This is a genomic window from Rhodococcus sp. B7740 (assembly GCF_000954115.1).
In the GTDB taxonomy this organism is placed as follows: Bacteria; Actinomycetota; Actinomycetes; order Mycobacteriales; family Mycobacteriaceae; genus Rhodococcoides.
On record NZ_CP010797.1, the window covers coordinates 4,059,877 to 4,076,032 of the forward strand.

General features: G+C 61.1%; 16 protein-coding genes and 2 tRNA genes. 8 read left to right on the forward strand and 10 right to left on the reverse strand.

All coding sequences use genetic code 11. From position 1 onward, the window contains the following. Positions 1-14 precede the first annotated feature (14 nt). From NY08_RS18830 to NY08_RS18855, 4 genes are all read left to right on the forward strand, one after another. Positions 15-779, forward strand: a complete 765-nt coding sequence (locus tag NY08_RS18830) for a dienelactone hydrolase family protein (protein WP_045198051.1) — start codon at positions 15-17, stop codon at positions 777-779. A 123-nt stretch (positions 780-902) separates the two neighbouring features. Further along, positions 903-992, forward strand: a tRNA-Ser gene (locus NY08_RS18835). Positions 993-1,042: 50 nt separating this feature from the next. Then, positions 1,043-1,115: transfer RNA gene (locus NY08_RS18840), tRNA-Arg, on the forward strand. A 649-nt stretch (positions 1,116-1,764) separates the two neighbouring features. Beyond that, the gene (locus NY08_RS18855) at positions 1,765-3,246 is read left to right on the forward strand and encodes a hypothetical protein (RefSeq protein WP_144407398.1); all 1,482 of its coding nucleotides are present in this window, start codon (positions 1,765-1,767) and stop codon (positions 3,244-3,246) included. A gap of 635 nt (positions 3,247-3,881) precedes the next feature. Here the strand turns inward: NY08_RS18855 and NY08_RS26475 are convergent. The 7 genes from NY08_RS26475 to NY08_RS18885 all read right to left on the reverse strand — a co-directional run bounded on the left by NY08_RS26475 (position 3,882) and on the right by NY08_RS18885 (position 9,187). Then, entirely contained in the window at positions 3,882-4,019 is a 138-nt protein-coding gene (locus NY08_RS26475) for a hypothetical protein (protein ID WP_235386963.1), read from the reverse strand. After that, positions 4,016-4,162: a hypothetical protein gene (locus tag NY08_RS26480; RefSeq protein ID WP_235386964.1), complete on the reverse strand. Its 147-nt coding sequence runs from the start codon at positions 4,160-4,162 to the stop codon at positions 4,016-4,018. Before NY08_RS26480 ends, NY08_RS26475 begins: the two co-directional genes overlap by 4 nt. 343 nt (positions 4,163-4,505) lie before the next feature. After that, positions 4,506-4,781 carry a nuclear transport factor 2 family protein gene (locus NY08_RS26485; RefSeq protein ID WP_235386966.1) on the reverse strand — a complete coding sequence of 92 codons (276 nt, stop codon included), beginning with the start codon at positions 4,779-4,781 and terminating at the stop codon, positions 4,506-4,508. Next, positions 4,781-5,563, reverse strand: a complete 783-nt coding sequence (locus tag NY08_RS18870; protein WP_045198058.1) for an SDR family NAD(P)-dependent oxidoreductase — start codon at positions 5,561-5,563, stop codon at positions 4,781-4,783. The genes NY08_RS26485 and NY08_RS18870 overlap by 1 nt, the downstream gene beginning before the upstream one ends. Positions 5,564-5,575: 12 nt before the next feature. Next, on the reverse strand, positions 5,576-6,907 hold the full coding sequence (locus NY08_RS18875) for an MFS transporter (protein WP_045198060.1): 1,332 nt from the start codon (positions 6,905-6,907) through the stop codon (positions 5,576-5,578). 23 nt (positions 6,908-6,930) lie between these two features. Next, entirely contained in the window at positions 6,931-8,370 is a 1,440-nt protein-coding gene (locus tag NY08_RS18880) for an FAD-dependent oxidoreductase (RefSeq protein WP_045198062.1), read from the reverse strand. Continuing rightward, a complete protein-coding gene (locus tag NY08_RS18885; protein ID WP_045200759.1) occupies positions 8,363-9,187 on the reverse strand; it encodes an SDR family NAD(P)-dependent oxidoreductase in 825 nt (274 codons plus the stop codon). Before NY08_RS18885 ends, NY08_RS18880 begins: the two co-directional genes overlap by 8 nt. A 175-nt stretch (positions 9,188-9,362) precedes the next feature. Here NY08_RS18885 and NY08_RS18890 point away from each other — a divergent pair, with 175 nt between their 5' ends. Then, positions 9,363-10,025 (forward strand): IclR family transcriptional regulator, encoded by a 663-nt coding sequence (locus NY08_RS18890; protein WP_176459432.1) that lies wholly within the window; start codon positions 9,363-9,365, stop codon positions 10,023-10,025. Positions 10,026-10,044: 19 nt separating this feature from the next. On the opposite strand, the gene NY08_RS18895 is transcribed toward NY08_RS18890, so the two are convergent. After that, complete coding sequence (locus tag NY08_RS18895; RefSeq protein ID WP_045198064.1) at positions 10,045-10,464, reverse strand: nuclear transport factor 2 family protein; 420 nt, start codon at positions 10,462-10,464, stop codon at positions 10,045-10,047. Between the two features lie 147 nt (positions 10,465-10,611). Here NY08_RS18895 and NY08_RS18900 point away from each other — a divergent pair, with 147 nt between their 5' ends. Next, the gene (locus tag NY08_RS18900) at positions 10,612-11,409 is read left to right on the forward strand and encodes an endonuclease/exonuclease/phosphatase family protein (protein WP_045198066.1); all 798 of its coding nucleotides are present in this window, start codon (positions 10,612-10,614) and stop codon (positions 11,407-11,409) included. On the opposite strand, the gene NY08_RS18905 is transcribed toward NY08_RS18900, so the two are convergent. Then, positions 11,379-12,371 carry a LysR family transcriptional regulator gene (locus NY08_RS18905; protein ID WP_045200762.1) on the reverse strand — a complete coding sequence of 331 codons (993 nt, stop codon included), beginning with the start codon at positions 12,369-12,371 and terminating at the stop codon, positions 11,379-11,381. The two genes, NY08_RS18900 and NY08_RS18905, sit on opposite strands and share 31 nt — an antisense overlap. A 138-nt stretch (positions 12,372-12,509) precedes the next feature. Here NY08_RS18905 and NY08_RS18910 point away from each other — a divergent pair, with 138 nt between their 5' ends. Both NY08_RS18910 and NY08_RS18915 read left to right on the forward strand, forming a co-directional pair. Further along, a complete protein-coding gene (locus tag NY08_RS18910; protein ID WP_045198068.1) occupies positions 12,510-13,910 on the forward strand; it encodes an SLC13 family permease in 1,401 nt (466 codons plus the stop codon). 114 nt (positions 13,911-14,024) lie between these two features. Then, on the forward strand, positions 14,025-15,155 hold the full coding sequence (locus tag NY08_RS18915; protein WP_032395633.1) for a PrpF domain-containing protein: 1,131 nt from the start codon (positions 14,025-14,027) through the stop codon (positions 15,153-15,155). 19 nt (positions 15,156-15,174) lie between these two features. Here NY08_RS18915 and NY08_RS18920 read toward each other — a convergent pair whose 3' ends face one another. Beyond that, complete coding sequence (locus NY08_RS18920; protein WP_032395496.1) at positions 15,175-16,071, reverse strand: LysR family transcriptional regulator; 897 nt, start codon at positions 16,069-16,071, stop codon at positions 15,175-15,177. Between the last annotated feature and the right edge of the window lie 85 nt (positions 16,072-16,156).

Consider the following 16,156-nt stretch of genomic DNA (forward strand, 5'->3'; position numbering starts at 1 on the left):
TATCTTCGGTAAGTATGTCGGGAATCTTCAGCGACGCCGCAGTCCTTCGTTCCGCCACCGCGCCGACCATCGGCGCGGACGACGAGGTGGATACGTCCGCGCACGAATCTCCCCCGCAGGAAAAAGTACCGCTGATCGCCGTCGAACCCGATGGACCACCTCGCGGCGGAATAGTCGTACTGCACGAGGCGCGTGAGGTGCCCGAGTCTCTGCTCGACCTCCTCCGTGCACTGGCGTTGGAAGGTTGGCTCGCCGTCGCGCCGAACCTGTTCCATCGAGGCCACGGCGACGAGAAGGAAGTTTTCGGAGACGACCTGTTCGCGGACTTCGACGCCACCTCCGACTGGCTCGTCCAGCGCGGTGTCTACCCCGATTGTGTCGGGGTGATCGGGTTCGACGACGCAGGTACGGCAGCGTTGATCGTGGCCACCAGTCGTCCGGTCGGGGCGGCGGTCAGTGTTGCGGCAGCCGGCATCGTCGAGCCGCTCAACTCCGACGCGGTCGCGTTGGTCGAGGCCGCACCCAAGCTGCAGGCCCCCTGGCTCGGTCTCTACGGCGAGGACGACCCCCACACCCCACCGGATCACATCGAAGCCCTTCGCGACGCCGCCACGCGTGCCTCAGTGGCCACGAACGTCGTCAGCTATTCGGGCTTGAAGCACCGAGCCGATCATCCCCGCGAACAACCCGGCAGTTCCGATCACAGTGACCCTGCAGCGGCCGCGCTCGTCGACGCGCAGACCCGAATCTTCGATTGGTTCGACAGCTTCATGCGCTGAAGAGCAACAAGCATCTTCTACGCGAACGCCGCGCGAACCGGAGGCGTCGACCAGCCGTTTTGCCTTCTGGCCTTTGCCGTGTGTAATCTCTTTCCTCGGCGGTCCGAGAGGGCCGGCAGCCTAGGAGGCGTGCCAGAGCGGCCGAATGGGAGTCACTGCTAATGACTTGTCCTTTCACCGGGACCGGAGGTTCAAATCCTCTCGCCTCCGCCACGAACGGTAGATTTTTGCCGTTCAGCTAGACCAGTTGGATAACTGAACATGCGCCCGTAGCTCAACGGATAGAGCACTTGACTACGGATCAAGAGGTTAGGGGTTCGAATCCCTTCGGGCGCACAATAAAACATCCCCCACCAGCAGAGATGCCGGTGGGGAATGTTCTCGTTGTTGGACGAACAGGCTCTATGACACGGAATCGACACGTACTGGATTGAGTAGCCAGGACCGCAGCACAACCGACTGACTCGGTACGCACAACCAAGGCGGCGAGGTTGGACTAATACGCAGTGAGGTTGCCGGAGAAAAATGATTCCCGAGGTGGCAGGCCTACATCGGCAGCAAGATTACGACCGGCATCGAACTGGAGACGACCAGCAGACCCGAATCACCTCAAGCCGAGATCGGTGCAATCCGGAAAGATGGCCGCGACACCCACATGCAGGTTCGTGTAGAGAGCTACCACCAATGCCCACCAAATCGCCGCGAGGGGAACAATAACGCGAAGACGAGGGCTTCAGTTCGGTCACACAGCACGAGCTCGATGAGGCCCTCAACTTTGGTACGGTTCAAATCGACACCCTCGTAGGCGTAGTGCCGGGCGCGGCAACACCCTGAAGTTCAAGTTTAGACTTGATACTGCCGGTGGTGATCTGCGCTTCTGACCAGGCGTTTCGTGTCCCTCACCGTGCGATATTTACTCAAATTTGCGAGTCGCAGGGCGGGATGTCACCTCCAGGTGCTTTGATAACCCCGTGAGGATAACCCCGTGAGCGACGACAACTTCGGTCCAGAGTTGATCTTCGCTATTGTCCGGCCCGTAGGCGTAGACCGCGACGGCGTCGTTGCTGCTTTCAAGAGGCAACTGGACAGTTTTGGGTACCAACTCGAACATATACGCCTGAGTGCTGCCATAGAGGACTGGCTTCCCGACACGGTAGATGTTCCAGTCAATACATATGACCGGATTAAGTTCTTGATTGAGCAAGGCGATAAAATATGTGAGTTGAATTCTTCCTCAGCTGCATTGGCTGCCACTGCCATTGCGTCGATTAAGCGATCAAGATCCAATGACGGAGTAGAACCGCCCAAGCGGCGTCAACGAGTCGCATATCTTATCGATTCTGTGAAACGCACCCAAGAAGCTGCTCTTCTCAAACGGGTCTACGGGGAAAGATATATCCAGGTTGCATTGATGTCGCATGAGTCCTTGCGTCGTGAATACCTGGTCGAAAAATTCCGAACTGAGAACTTCAGTGAAGGAATAGGCGTTCACGAGCAACATGCAATGGACTTGATTGGCATCGATCAAAAGGAGGGAACTCTATTTGGACAGAACGTGTCTAAGGTGTTCCCAAAGTCTGATCTGTTCGTTAATGCTGATGAGGATGTTGAAGATCAGCTGGAGCGCTTTCTCAATTTGATGTTCAACTCGCCGGACTACGTTCCGCCTTCGGTGGTCGAGTTCGGAATGAATATGGCATACATTGCTAGCACACGTTCTGCCGAGCTCGGGTTGAAAGTAGGTGCTGCAATATTAGACGCAAAAAATCATGTCCTTAGCCTCGGCTGTAATAGTCACCCGACAAAACCGGATGAAGCCCCTCAATTCGATCGGTCGAGAATTTCGATTAAAGAACTTGTGTTGGATACTCTGCGTCGTGCACGGTCTCTCCTCAAGGAAGAACATAGTGTGCGACTTGGCTCGGAACCCGAAGCCTTCGTTACTGAACTTCTTGGTGATGGCGGCTATTTAGAGGATGCGCAGTTGCAGGACCTAACTGAATTCCAGTTGCCTGTTCATGCCGAAATGGCGGCAATACTGGACGGTCTGCATAGGGGAGGTATAAGCGAGGGCGACACACTCTATGTGACTGCCTACCCGTGCCATAATTGTGCCAAGCATCTCATGGCTGCAAAGCTGAATGTGGTCTACTTGGAACCCTACCCCAAGAGCAAAGCTGAAAGTATGTATGGATCCGCGTTTACTGCGTTCCAAGGGATTGCACCAAAACGTTACGACACTTTGTTTCGTGTTGGAGGAGACCGGAAGGATAAGGATGGGGCGCGCCTTGCTTGGAGTTACAATGAACGTGCAAAAGCGCTACCTAAAGTTGGGCAATTCGACGAATATCAGGCTTCCGAGCATGAGCGGGAAATTGCGGCCTTGTCCGAGGAGTTGACTGGCATGGATGGCACTGACCTAGGAGAAGAACAAATCGAAGGAGAAGTTGATGTCCACCAACAATAGTAGTCGAGAACAATTTCGCCGGCAGGTAGTCGAGGCGAGACGTTCTTTCAGTGCCTACGAGCAGCCGAAGAAAGACTTTTTACGGCGCGAGGTTGTAACTAGACCTCAACGCAACGAATCTGCGAAAAAGCAGTAACTGCCCGCAGCCCGTCAACTCAGTCGACGCTCTGCTGCATACGACATCGGAGCGTCGACTGATTTAAACCTTTCGGAATCTTGACCTGCGATTATTGGAGGAGTCTCGACGAGTGCCGCATCGCTCCACCTGGTGTGGTCGCGTCGATCTGGTTGGGGATTATTACCATCCCCGCTGCTGTTTCGCCCGGCGTGGTGGTGGTGATTTAGGGGTCGGCATTCACGATGCGCCATTAGTTTTTTCTGCGTGATCGAGCATGGCCGATGCATGAGCAAACGGAATGGTTGGGTCAGTCGAGTTTCGCCAGCACCAGTGCGCTTGCTCCTGAGGTCATCGAGTGGCTGGCCGATTGGTGTTCGCTCCGACATTCTCGGTTCGCCGATCACGCCGACAGCATCCCGGAGTCTAAAGGCCGTCGAGAAACCACAGGTGTCCGAGCTTCGAGCCGTTGCTTGGATCGCGCGTAGCGCGGAAGATGCAGATGCTGATGGTCGTGATATCACATGGACGATGCCGCGAAGGTCAGAAACACGATGAACAATCCGACGCCACCGAGCGCCGCACCGATCACTGCGTCCCGACCGTTGGACGCGTCGCCCTCGACCGCGCGGCCGAGACCGATCCAGCCACTGATCACCGCGCGACGATTCCGGTCGGGATGGTCACGAAGTCTCCGACGAACGGCACGAATGCGCAGATGACCGCCACGATGCCCGCCACCAACGCCAGGCTTCCGGAACCGTCGCGAAACATCGACTGAGAAGGGGACTTACGTTTCACCGAGTCTCCAATCGAGTGAAGCGCGCACGTGCCAATCGAACCTGTCAGCGCAGCTAGACGATGACGCCGCCTCCATAGCAGATACCCAACGGATCTTGGCGTCGGCAACCTGTCACCTGCTGTTTCGGGCCTTACGTGCGAATACCGGGTCGGCTTGGGAACGGCGGGAGGTGACCCAAGACGGGTCGAGCACGTTTTCGACAGTGGTGCACAGGGACTCGTCGAACACGACTACTCGTTCGGCTATCCGCCACTCGTTGTGCCGTCTTTCGAAGCGGTCCACGTATCGGCATTTCACGGTTGTCAAGACGTGCGTCGACGATCCGATCTCGGGTTCTTGCCGCTAGTAGCACAGACAGTAGGACTCGACCTCGGCCACCTGTTCGGAAGGCTCCAGATCGATGATGACATTGGTTGTGAAGTGCATCGAGCTGTCGATGGTTCGATGACGAATCTCGATGTCCTCGATCAGACCCTCGATCGTGCCGACATAGCCCCCGTGGTGGTCGACGGCGTCAGGGAAATAGCACCTTCTCAGGCTCTCGAAGTCCTTGCGGTCCACAGACCGGGCGTATCGATACAGCACCTCGGTGATCGCCACTCGGTCTTCACTCGACATCAGCAACCGGCCTTCAACTCGTCGGTGATGCGGTGATAGATGCCGCCCGACGTCAGTCCACCGTCGATGACGATTTCGGTGCCGGTGATGTAGCGCGATGAATCCGACAGCAGGAACGCGACCGATTCTGCGATTTCTTCGGCGTCCGCGACGCGTCCTGCGGGTACCGATTGCAGACTGGTCTCCACGAAAGCCGATGAGCCGGAATGCAGTAGGGGAGTATCGACCAGACCGGGGTGGATCGAATTGACTCGGACCCCGTACTCGGCGAATTCGAGCGCGCCCACCTTGGACAGACCACGCACTCCCCATTTGCTGGCACCGTATCCTGCCGCGAAGTAGCCGAGCATCCCGGCGATGGAGGACACGTTGACGATCGAACCGCCGCCACCTTGTTTCAGAAGTGGTGCACAGGATTTCATTCCGTAGAACACCGAGCTCAGGTTGATGTTCATGACGCGGTGCCAGTCTTCGACGGTCGTGTCCTCGATACCCGCTCGGTGGCTGACCCCGGCGTTGTTCACCAGTCCGTCGAGGTGACCGTCCGTTGACTCGATTGCCTTCGCCAGCGCCGTCCACGATTGCGGTGCGGTGACATCGAGCTGGAGGAACTCTGCCCGGCCGCCCGCATCGAGGATGTCGGCCACGACGGCTTCACCTGCGGCCGTCGAGATGTCGGTGACCCAGACCTTCGCTCCCCGGCCTGCCAGCATCTCCGATTCGACTCGGCCCATGCCACTTCCTGCGCCGGTGACGACGATCGTCTTGTTCTCGAAGTTCATGTCAGGGGCCTCTCACTCTGTTTTCAGTTCGGTGCCCTTCGTCTCGGTCACGAAGAAGACCGTGGCGAAGGTGATGACGGCGCAGAAGACGAAGTAGCCGGCGGGTGCGAGCGGATTTCCGGTGAGTGAGATCAGGTACGTGGCGATGAAAGGTGCTGTGCCACCCAGCAACATGTTGGTGGTGTTGTTGCCCAGGGCCAGGCCCGTGTACCGCACCGAGGTCTTGAGCATTTCCACGTAGGTCACGTACGAGGCACCGTTGACGACGGACACCGCGATGAACAACACTGACTGTCCGACGACGGCCTGCCACAGCGTGCCGCCGGCCATCATCATGAACATCGGGACACCGAGAACGATGGCTGCGAAGCTGCCTGCGAACAGCACGGGCTTTCGGCCGTACCTGTCGGCCATGTAGCCCGAGATGGGGAGGGTGATCACTCCGAGAACCAAGGCAAGCGAGGTCGACAGGAACGCTGCCTGAGAGGTCTGGCCGCCCTCGGTCCTGAGGTACGTGGCCGCGTAGACCGATGCGATGTAATAACCACCGGTGATGAGCGCGCCGAGCAGGATGATCTTCACGACACTGCCGCCGGACGTGCTCAGTAGCTCCGAGAGGGGAAGCTTCTTCGTCTCGCCCTTGTTCTCGAGTTCCTTGAATTCAGGGGTGTCGTCCAGGCGGTTCCTGATCCAGATGCCGACACCGCCGATCACCAGGCTCAGCAGGAACGGGATCCGCCACGCCCAGGAGAGTATCTGTTCGTCGGTGAACACCGAGTTCAGTGCCAGTGCGCACAGGGAGGCGAGCAGCGATCCGATGTAGGTGCCGGTGTTGACCATCGACGTCTGGGTCGCGCGCCACCGCGTCGGCGCGGACTCGGATACGAACGCGTTGGCTCCTCCGAGTTCGCCACCTGCAGCGAAGCCCTGCAGGCATCTGCACAGGACGAGAACCGAGGTGGCCCACACTCCCAGAGTGACGTACGTCGGGAGCAATCCGATTCCGGCGGTGGCGATCACCATCAGCAGGATGGTCCAGGAGAGCGCGTTCTTGCGGCCGTACTTGTCGCCGATGTGTCCGAAGAAGATGCCGCCCGGAACTCGCAGGAAGAAGGCAACGGCGAACGCGGCGAACGTGCCGAGAAGCGCGGCCGTCGGATCGTCGGACACGAAGAACAGTGCGGCGATGGTGGTGGCCATGTAGCCGTAGATACCGAAGTCGTAGTACTCGACGACGGTTCCGACGACGGCGGCACGGATTACTGTCAGGGGGGATTGCTTCGGGTTCGTCCCGGGTGTGTGTGCGTCCGAGTCGGGCTGCACGGCAGGTTCGTTCGTAGTCATCGGTGTCCTCGAGGTCAGGGTGGTCAGGCCGTCAGTGGCTGTGCATCGACGGAGTGGAGGGCGGCGTTGCGACCGGCGATCCGGCCCATGGTGAGTGCATTGGCCACAGCGTTGCCGCCACCGACGTAGCGCTGCCCGAGAACTCCCGCTCCTGCCTCGCCTGCAGCGAACAGGCCGGGTACGGGGGTGCCTCGTGTCGTGAGCACGGCGGATTCGGAATCGATCTCCAAACCTGCATGTGTGCAGACCAATTCGGCGGGGAGGATTCGTGCGGCATAGAAGGGGGCGGTGTCGATGGGTTCGGGATTCGACGTACTGCCCTTGTTGGCGAGTGTTCGGTGGCGAAGGAAGTCGGGGTCCTCGCCGTGGGGCAGATGCGCGTTCCATCGCTCGACCGTGGAATCGAGGGCCGCGGCGGGCACCGCCATGAGTACGGCCAGCTCCGCGAGGGAGGATGCGCGAAGGGTCCGGCCGGCGTCTGCCTCGTCCTCGATGCGATCGGGTGCCCAATCGGCGTATCCCGCAGGCAGATTCTGTCGAGCGTTGTCGTCGAAGATCATCCAGGCGGAGCCACCCTGACCGTCGATGATTCCGGTCGAGACGGCGTACGAGGCGTCCTCGTCCATGAATCGACGCCCCGCAGCGTTGACGTGAATACGTGATTTCGGGGGGAACCCGGACTGCCAGTGGTGGTATCGCTGAAAGTAGACGGTGGGCAGCATGAGTCCCCACCCGTCGCCGGTTATGGACGCGTCCACCGACGGTGCGTAGCGCAGGTGGTCGCCGCGACTGCCCTCGGCAGCAACGACGAAGGCAGCGGAGCCGGCTCGGTTGGCTGCCGGAAAATGAAGATCGACCAGCTCGGGATCTCGGGCGAAACCACCGGAGGCCACGACGACTGCTGCAGAACGGAGTTCGACATCGTCGGCTACGACTCCCACGACCCGGTCGCCCTCGGTGAGGAGCGCTTGCACGCGAGTGTCGAGAACGACCTCGATTCCGAGCCTGCGGCGCGCTGCGTCCAGAACCTGGACGAGTCCGTATCCCTGGTCTTTCGGGACGTGACCCCTCCAGACGTCCTCGACGCCCGCCTGGCTCAGTCCCGGTTGATGCGCGTTACCGGAAATCTTTGCGGGAACGTTCAATCCGAGTCCGAGAAGCCACTCCAGTGTCGGTCCGGCCTGCTCGCAGAAGGTCCTGATCAGGCCGGGCTTGAGCATCCACTGGTTGAGATCCATGTAATGCTGGAAGTACTTCTCTGCGCTGTCGTCGATTCCGAGGGCGCGCTGAACGCTCGTCGCTGCGGCGGTGAACAATCCGGCCGACAGGGCTGTCGATCCACCCAGTTCTTTGCGCGCCTCGAAGAGAATCACGGACGCACCGTTCTCGGCCGCCGTCACCGCCGCCGCCAGCCCAGCTCCACCGCCACCGATGACGATGACGTCGTAGTCGGTGTCAGACATGACGCGACCCGCCGTCCACCGCGATACTGTGCCCGGTCACGTAGCGAGCACTGTCCGACAGCAAGAACAGAAGAGGCCCGAAGACTTCTTCCGGTGCTCCGAGTCTGTGCAGAGGAACCGAATCCAGAGCTTTGGCAAGCGCTTCGGAATCTTCCTGCACCCACCGCGTCATTTCGGTGTCGATGTAGCCGGGTGCAATGGAATTGACGCGAATACCGATATCTCCGAACTCGACGGCAAGGGATTCCGTCAGGTGGGCGACGGCTGCTTTGGACGTGCAGTAGGCACCGCGGCCCTTACGGACACGAAGTGCGGATACCGAGGACATGTTGACGATCGCGCCGCCTTCGCGCATGTGACGACCCGCTGCTTGCGAGCCGTACAGAACGCCTTCGACGTTCACGCCGAGCGTGGCACCCATCTGCTCGGGGGTGATGTCCGCGGCGTAGGCGAACGGGAAGATTCCCGCGTTGTTGATCCAGAAGTCGATCCGGCCGAATTCGGCCAGGGCTGTCCGGGCGAGAGCCTCGTGATCATCGGCGACGGTGACGTCGGCTCGAGCGCCGATGATCGTCCCGGGTCGTTCGACCAGTGAGTCGGTGCTCAGCTCCGTATTCAGTTGCTCGGCCGTCTCTTTCATCCGGGCGTCGTTGATGTCGGCACCGACGACGTGTACGCCGCGCGCCGCAAGTCCCTTGGCGAACACCGATCCCATGCCCTGGGCGGCCCCGGTGACGACGGCAACCTTGCCCGCCAGTTCGGGGTACACCGCAGTCATCGTGCGATCGACGACGCGTCCTGGATTGGGGTTATTCATGGCGCTCTCCTCGTGCAAAAGATCTCGGCCGGGTCCGTTTGCACCGACCTCGACTATGTGCGATAATCGCACGCAGTGTGCGATTCAGATCGAACTGTAGGTGGTCCACCTCACAGTCGTCAACAGGGGGCAGTGCATGACCGACGGAAAAACCACGGTGTCCATCGATTCGGGGATGTCCAAAACGCTGCATCACGGCCTTGTCGTGCTCGAGCTGTTGGCCGAGCATCCGAACGGCTTGTCGATCACAGAGATCGCCGACGGGATCGGTGTGCACCGCACCGTTGCACATCGGCTGGTTCGCACACTCGAGGCCCATCATCTGTGTCGGCGAGACGAGTTCAAGCGAATTGCCCTCGGTGCCGGGCTGGTGGCACTCGCCGAACCCGTCGAGCAGGATCTGCGAACCGTGGCACGCCCGGTACTCGAAGAACTGGCGGATCAACTGGGCGCGACCGTCCATCTCGTCGTTCGCGAGAATTCAACGGAAGTAAGGGCTTTGATGGTTGTCGAGCCACGAGGGGCGAAGGTCCACGTGGCATTTCGTGGAGGGCAGGTCGACCCGATCGACCGGGGGTCTGCAGGCCTGGCAATGCTCGCGTCCTTGCCCCCGGAAGATGGCGAACGTGCGGAAGTGGCGCGGGCGCGAAGCGTTGGATACGCGGTCACCCACGGCGAAGTGATTCCATCGGTAGGAGGAGTGTCCGCCGTCGTGCCGGGTCGCCGCGGAGACGCGATGGCGAGCTTGGGTGCGTCGGTGTTCGAGATCGGCGACGAAGAACAGCTCGGTGCGGCCGTCGTCGCTGCAGCGGCGCGGTTGGGGCGTTTGCTGCGCTAGTCAGCGACGACGGGTCGTGTCAGGCGTCGTCGCGGGTCACGGTCCTGTGCTGGATGCGCCACTGATCATCGACTCGCACAACACGATCCCGGACCGACGTGAATCTGACGAGGCGTGTTTCGCCGCCGCGTGGTGTCGTCATGATCTGGAGGTAACAGTCGACTGCGAGTTCATCGACGCTCACGAGATCGACCGCAATGTTCGTGATCACGTGCCTGCGCCGCTCGTTCGCGTCGGACGCGCTGTCGAAGAAGCGCTGCGCAAAGGCGATCAGCCGGTCCCTCCCCGTCTCGGGTTCGGGGTAACTCGGTGAATCGAAGACACCGTCCGCGGTGAAGGTCCCTGCCCACTCCGTCGCGCGTCCGGAATCGATTGCGTGGCTCTGCCTGCCGTACAGAAGCTGGACCTCGGCAATGGTTCCCGCATCTGGATCGGGCATCGGCGTCTCCTTCGGTGCGCTATTCGCACGGACAGTGCGTATTGCCGATGACGTTAGTCCGGTCCGTCCGGCAGTCGAGCCAGGGGTCCACTCGGCGCAGCCGAAAATGAAGCGCGCGAGTCACGCCACGTCTGACATCATCGGGCTGTGAAGATCATCTCGATCAATGCATGGGGCGGCGCCATGTACGACGAACTCGTGGGATGGCTGAAAGCCGTTGATGCCGAGATCATTTGCCTTCAGGAAGTCACTCGTACTCCGAATCGATCGGGCTGGGCAACGTTCGCAGACGGTGAGCGCACACTGCCGCAGCGGCTCAACCTGTTCGACGACGTGTCGGCCGCGCTCCCCGGGTACACGCCGTATTTCGTCGCCAACGACGCCGGACCTGTCACCGACGGTGAGGGCGTCGAATTGCGTCAGGACTTCGGGATCGCGACCTGGGTGCGTGACGACGTTCCCGTTGTAGGGCTCGACGCGCGGTTCGTCCATTCACGGTTCGTCGATCACGCGGTCTGGGATGTGGATGACCGTCCACGAGCTGCTCTGACGGTCACCGTTCGGGATCGCGTCGTAGGTAAGTCCGTATCCGTCATCCAATGTCACGGTCTGCGCGATCCAGCAGGTAAGGGCGACAGTCCCATTCGGCTGGAGCAGGCCAGGAAATTGGCGGGGATCGTCGAACGGATGCGCTCGACGAGCGAAGTCGTTGTGCTGTGCGGTGACCTGAACCTGCTGCCGACCAGCGAGACGTTCGCACTGCTGGCCGAACATGGGATGACCGACCTCGTGGGAGACGCCGACACTCGAACGTCCATCTACACCAAAGCAATTCGTAGTGCCAGCTACGTGTTGGTGTCGTCACCGACCGCCGTACGAAGCTTCGAGATCGTCACCGAGCCGGAAGTGTCCGATCACCGGGCTCTGGTGCTGGAACTTCTTTGATCCTTGTCTGCTGTGCCGGCAGCCTTTGGATCCGACCCGGCGGGCATGTACGTACTGCGTTCGGATGCGCCGCGTAAAGCGTTCGAGATCGCGTACATAGCCGGGGTGTACTGGCGTCGCGCGAGTGAGGCGATGTAGATGACCCGGGTCGGAACACGATCGGTGTCGAGGAAAGCGATGGTGGTGACGTCGGGTCGGTGGTGGACCACCGACAGTCGGGGGACCATAGCGATGCCGACGCCTGCGGCCACCATGGCCTCGATTTCCTGGTAGTCGTGGGCTTCGTACACGACGTCGGGCTCGAATCCTGCTACGCGGCAACTGCGATAGAGAACCTCCGCTGCCGGGTGGTCGTTGCTCCGAATGATCCACCGCGCGCCTCGGAGGTCGTGCAAGGACACATCCCGTCCCCGGCGATCGTCGTCTATCGGAAGCAGCAGCACGGTCTGGTCTTCCATCAGAGGCTCGAGTGACAGCGATCGTTCTGCCTCTTCCGTCCAGGCGTAGCTCCACAGCAGTGCCAGGTCGATCTCGCTCGAATGGAGCATGTCCAGCAATTGCGGTCGAACGGCCGACCGAACACGAACGTCCACCCCCGGCCATCGCGAGTGATAGTCCTTCAACGCGTCGGAGAGCAGCGACGCACTGACCGTGGGAAACGAGCCGAGCCGGACCGATCCACGTTCGAGGCCCCGGATGGCCTCCAGGTCGCCGCTCGCGGCACGCATCTCGCGGCGAAACAGGCGGGCCCGGCTGGTCAGGATCTCGCCGGCCTCGGTGAGCTGTACGCCGCGCGGCAGGCGAGTGAGGACCGGCTGTTTGATGCCGTGTTCGAGTTTGCTGATGCGTTGGGACGCTGCCGAGGGAGTCATGTTCGCTCGCTCGGCACCTGCGGTCAGGGAGCCGGCCTCGGCGATGTCGAGCAGAAGGAACAACGTCACGACGTCGAACGTGTGGTTCATGCGCACATCTTTCAGCTCAGCTAAACGACCGGGTAGCAAAACGATATTGTCCTAAAAGTGTCGCGTCAATAATGTGACAGGGACAACGTTCGAGTGCGGATGTAACCGAGCACTTACCCAGCCACCCGAAAGACGCCCATGACTTCCATCGAGATCCTCCCGCTCATCGCGTTGGTTGCGATGTTCGTGATCGCAACCTTTTTTCCGATCAATATCGGCATCCTCGGATTCATCGGTGCCTTCGTGGTCGGATACTTCGCGCTGGGATTCGACGACAAGGAAATCTTGAACGAGTTCCCCAGCTCGATCGTGTTGACCATCGTCGGCGTCACCTACTTCTTCGGTATGGCCAAACGCAACGGCACCATCGATCTGCTGGTGAACAGTTGCATCAGGGCGGTGCACGGTCGGGTGACGGTGGTGCCCTGGGTGTTCTTCTTCGTCGCCTCGGTCTTGACGGCGCTCGGCACATTCAGCCCCGCCGCGGTCGCATTGATCGTGCCCGCTGCCATGGCATTCGCAGCACGAACCGGCATGAGCCCGCTGGTCATGGGCATCATGGTGATCAACGGTGCCCACGCTGGCGCGTTCTCCCCTATCTCCGTTTCCGGCGTTCTGGTTCGTGACATCGTCGAGAACAACGGCCTCGCGCTCAACCCGTGGACGCTGTTCTTCGCCAGTTACGGCATCAACCTGCTGCTCTCGGTGCTGACGGTCGTCGGCTACGCGGCCCTGGCCCGGATGAAGGGCTTCGAGTACACCGCAACAGGATCCACCGATCCCGCACCCGGCAGCGGCCCGGTGGGCGGATCGCCGATCGAGACGTCGGTCCCCGCCGGCGGCAGCACCGGAAGCACCGGCGGTGGCAGCACGGCAGGCGGCAGCACTGCGGTGCTCACTCGCCCGACCACAACCACGCTGGTCGACGCGCCGGCCCCGGTCACGTTCGTGCAGAAGCTCACGCTGTTCCTCATCGGCGCACTTCTGGTGCTCGTTCTCGTGTTGCACCTGCCGATCAGCTTCATCGCCATCGGAGCCGGAGCAGTCCTGGCGTTCACGGATCTGAAGAAGCAGAACGAGGCCATCGCAGACATCAGTTGGTCGACGGTTCTGCTGGTCGCGGGCATGGTCACCTACATCTCGATCCTGCAGGAAGTCGGCACCATCGATCATCTCGCCGAAATGGCGATCACCATCGGCGCTCCGATCATCGTGGCCATCGTGCTCTGCTACGTCATCGGCATCACCTCGGCGTTCGCGTCCTCCACTGCGCTGCTGGCCGCCGTCATTCCGCTGGCCATGCCCTTGCTCGGAACCGGTGCACTGCCGGTCGTCGGTGTCGTCGCTGCTCTGGCCATCTCGGCCACCGTCGTCGACGTCTCGCCCTTCTCGACCAACGGTGCGCTCGTGCTGGCCAACGCGCAGAACATCGAACGCCCACGCTTCTATCGCCAGTTGCTGCTCAATGCCGGAGTCGTCGTGGCCATCGCGCCGGCTCTGTGCTGGCTGATCCTGGTTGTCGTCCCCGCCCTGTTCTGAACCGGTACCAGTGCGTTAAGCGTTGCTGCACGGCATGAACATATTTCGTAATTGTGCTTGATCATCCTCTGGCCCAGGGTGGAAGCATCGGATCCTGATCGGAAGGCACAGCAGATGTTCACTCTTCGTGGAACCTGGATGCGTGGGGGGACCAGCAAGTGCTGGTTGTTCAACGCGGTCGATATCGACCCGTACGTCGCCGAGGCCGGCGGGCTCGACAACATCCTCACTGCCGCGTTCGGTTCCGGCGATCCACGGCAACTCGACGGAGTGGGTGGGGGCAGTTCGACGACCTCCAAGGCCGCGATCGTTCGTCGCTCCAGCGCTCCGGGTATCGACGTCGACTACCTCTTCGCTCAGGTCGCCATCGAGAACCGCACGGTCGAGTGGGGCAGCAACTGCGGAAACTGTGCGACGGCGATCGGCCTGTACGCCGTGCAGACCGGTCTCGTCGCCGTCGACGATCGCGTCACCGTCGTGCGCATGCGCAACGAGAACACCGGTGCAATTCTCACCGCGGAGATCTCGACCCCGGGCGGACGCATTCCTGCCGAAGGCGGCGCCGCTGTCCCCGGAACCACGGCCCTCGGTGTGCCGGTGGGGCTCACCTTCACCGACCCTGCCCCTGACCGACCGACGATGCTTCCCACCGGCGCAGAGATCGATCGAGTTACGCTCGGCGACTGTGAGTTCCGAGGAACATTCGTTCGTGCCGGTGCACCCGCCGCGTTCTTCGATGCCGCCGATTTCGGGCTGGACGGTTCGGAAAGCAACGATGTCGTCGCCGCGCACGTCCCCACACTCATTGCGCTGCGTAGGCTGGCAGCGCTGAGAATGGGACTCAGCAAGCCCGAAGAGCCTGTCTCGCATGCCGTTCCGAAGGTCGGAATCATCGGACCTCCCGTGGACTACACCACGACCACCGGTGAGCGCGTCGCCGCTGCGGACTACGACATCTCGGTGCGCATGCTCTCCATGATGGCACCGCACCCGGCGATAGGACTGACGTCGGCGGTGGCTGTTGCAGCGGCCGCCACGGTCACGGGTGGTGTGGTCATTGCCAACGCCCGCATCGGCTGGCCCGGATCGCTCCGCATCGGCACAGCGGCAGGTGTGCTGGACGTCGACTACGTCACGGATCGGGACGGATTTCTGCTATCGGTCACTCTTCATCGAGCGGTGCGTCGTATCGCCACCGCCGATCTGTTCGTCGTGCCCATGCCCACTCTCGTCGGTGCGCACTAGGCCTGAGCGACATCGCTTCTCAGAATCGGGCGGCGACGTCCTCGAACATCTTCAGTAGCACGGTCGCACTCGGCGAGAGCTTCTGTTCCGCCAAGTGGGCCAGCAAGATTCGACGCGACGGTGCGCCCGTCAACGGGACCAATCGCACATCGTCTCGAATATTGGACAGCGCCATCCGGGGTGCGAACGAGACGCCGAGGTCCACCGCCACCATGGCCTGAGCCTCCTGATAGTCGTTCGCTGCGAACGACACCGACGGCGAGAACCCGGCAGCATGGCATGCCCGTTCGAGCGCTGCACCCACCGGATGAGTGTCCTCTCTGGTGATCCACTGCTCGTGTTCCAGCTCGTTCATGTGGATCGAACTACGCTCGGCAAGATGATGATTGACGGATACGACGAGCATGGGCGGGTCGATCATGAGTTGGTGCACCGTCAGGTCCGAGTCGGTGATTCTGGCCCACTCGTAGTCCCAGAGTAGGGACAGCTCCACCTCACGGGTGTCGAGCATCCCCCGGAGCCCGGCGAATCGCGAGCTGCGCACCGTCAGTGCCACCGCAGGATGACGAGATTTGAACAGCTTCACCACGGGCGGTAGCAGACTGGCCCCTGCGGTGGGGAAGGTTCCTATTCGCAGCGTCCCGGCGCGCAGGCCGGAGAGGTCTTCGAGTTCGTTTCGTGCAGCGAGCAATTGCGTCTCGATTCGTTCTGCATGACGCACCAGAACCTCACCCGCCTCGGTCAGTCGAACTCCCCTGGCGTGGCGCTCGAGCAGTGGTTGCCCGGCTTCGATCTCGAGCTTGCTCAGCTGCTGCGAGACCGCAGATGTGGTGAAGCTCAACCGAGTTGCGGCCGCCGTGATGGATCCGGTTCGCACGACCTCCACCAGAAGCAGCAGGCGTCGGGTGTCGAACATGATCGAACCACCTTTAAGTGAAAGTTAAGGGATCTCGACTTTTTCGTAATTGTACTCGACGGCTGTGTGATGCAGGCTATGAACA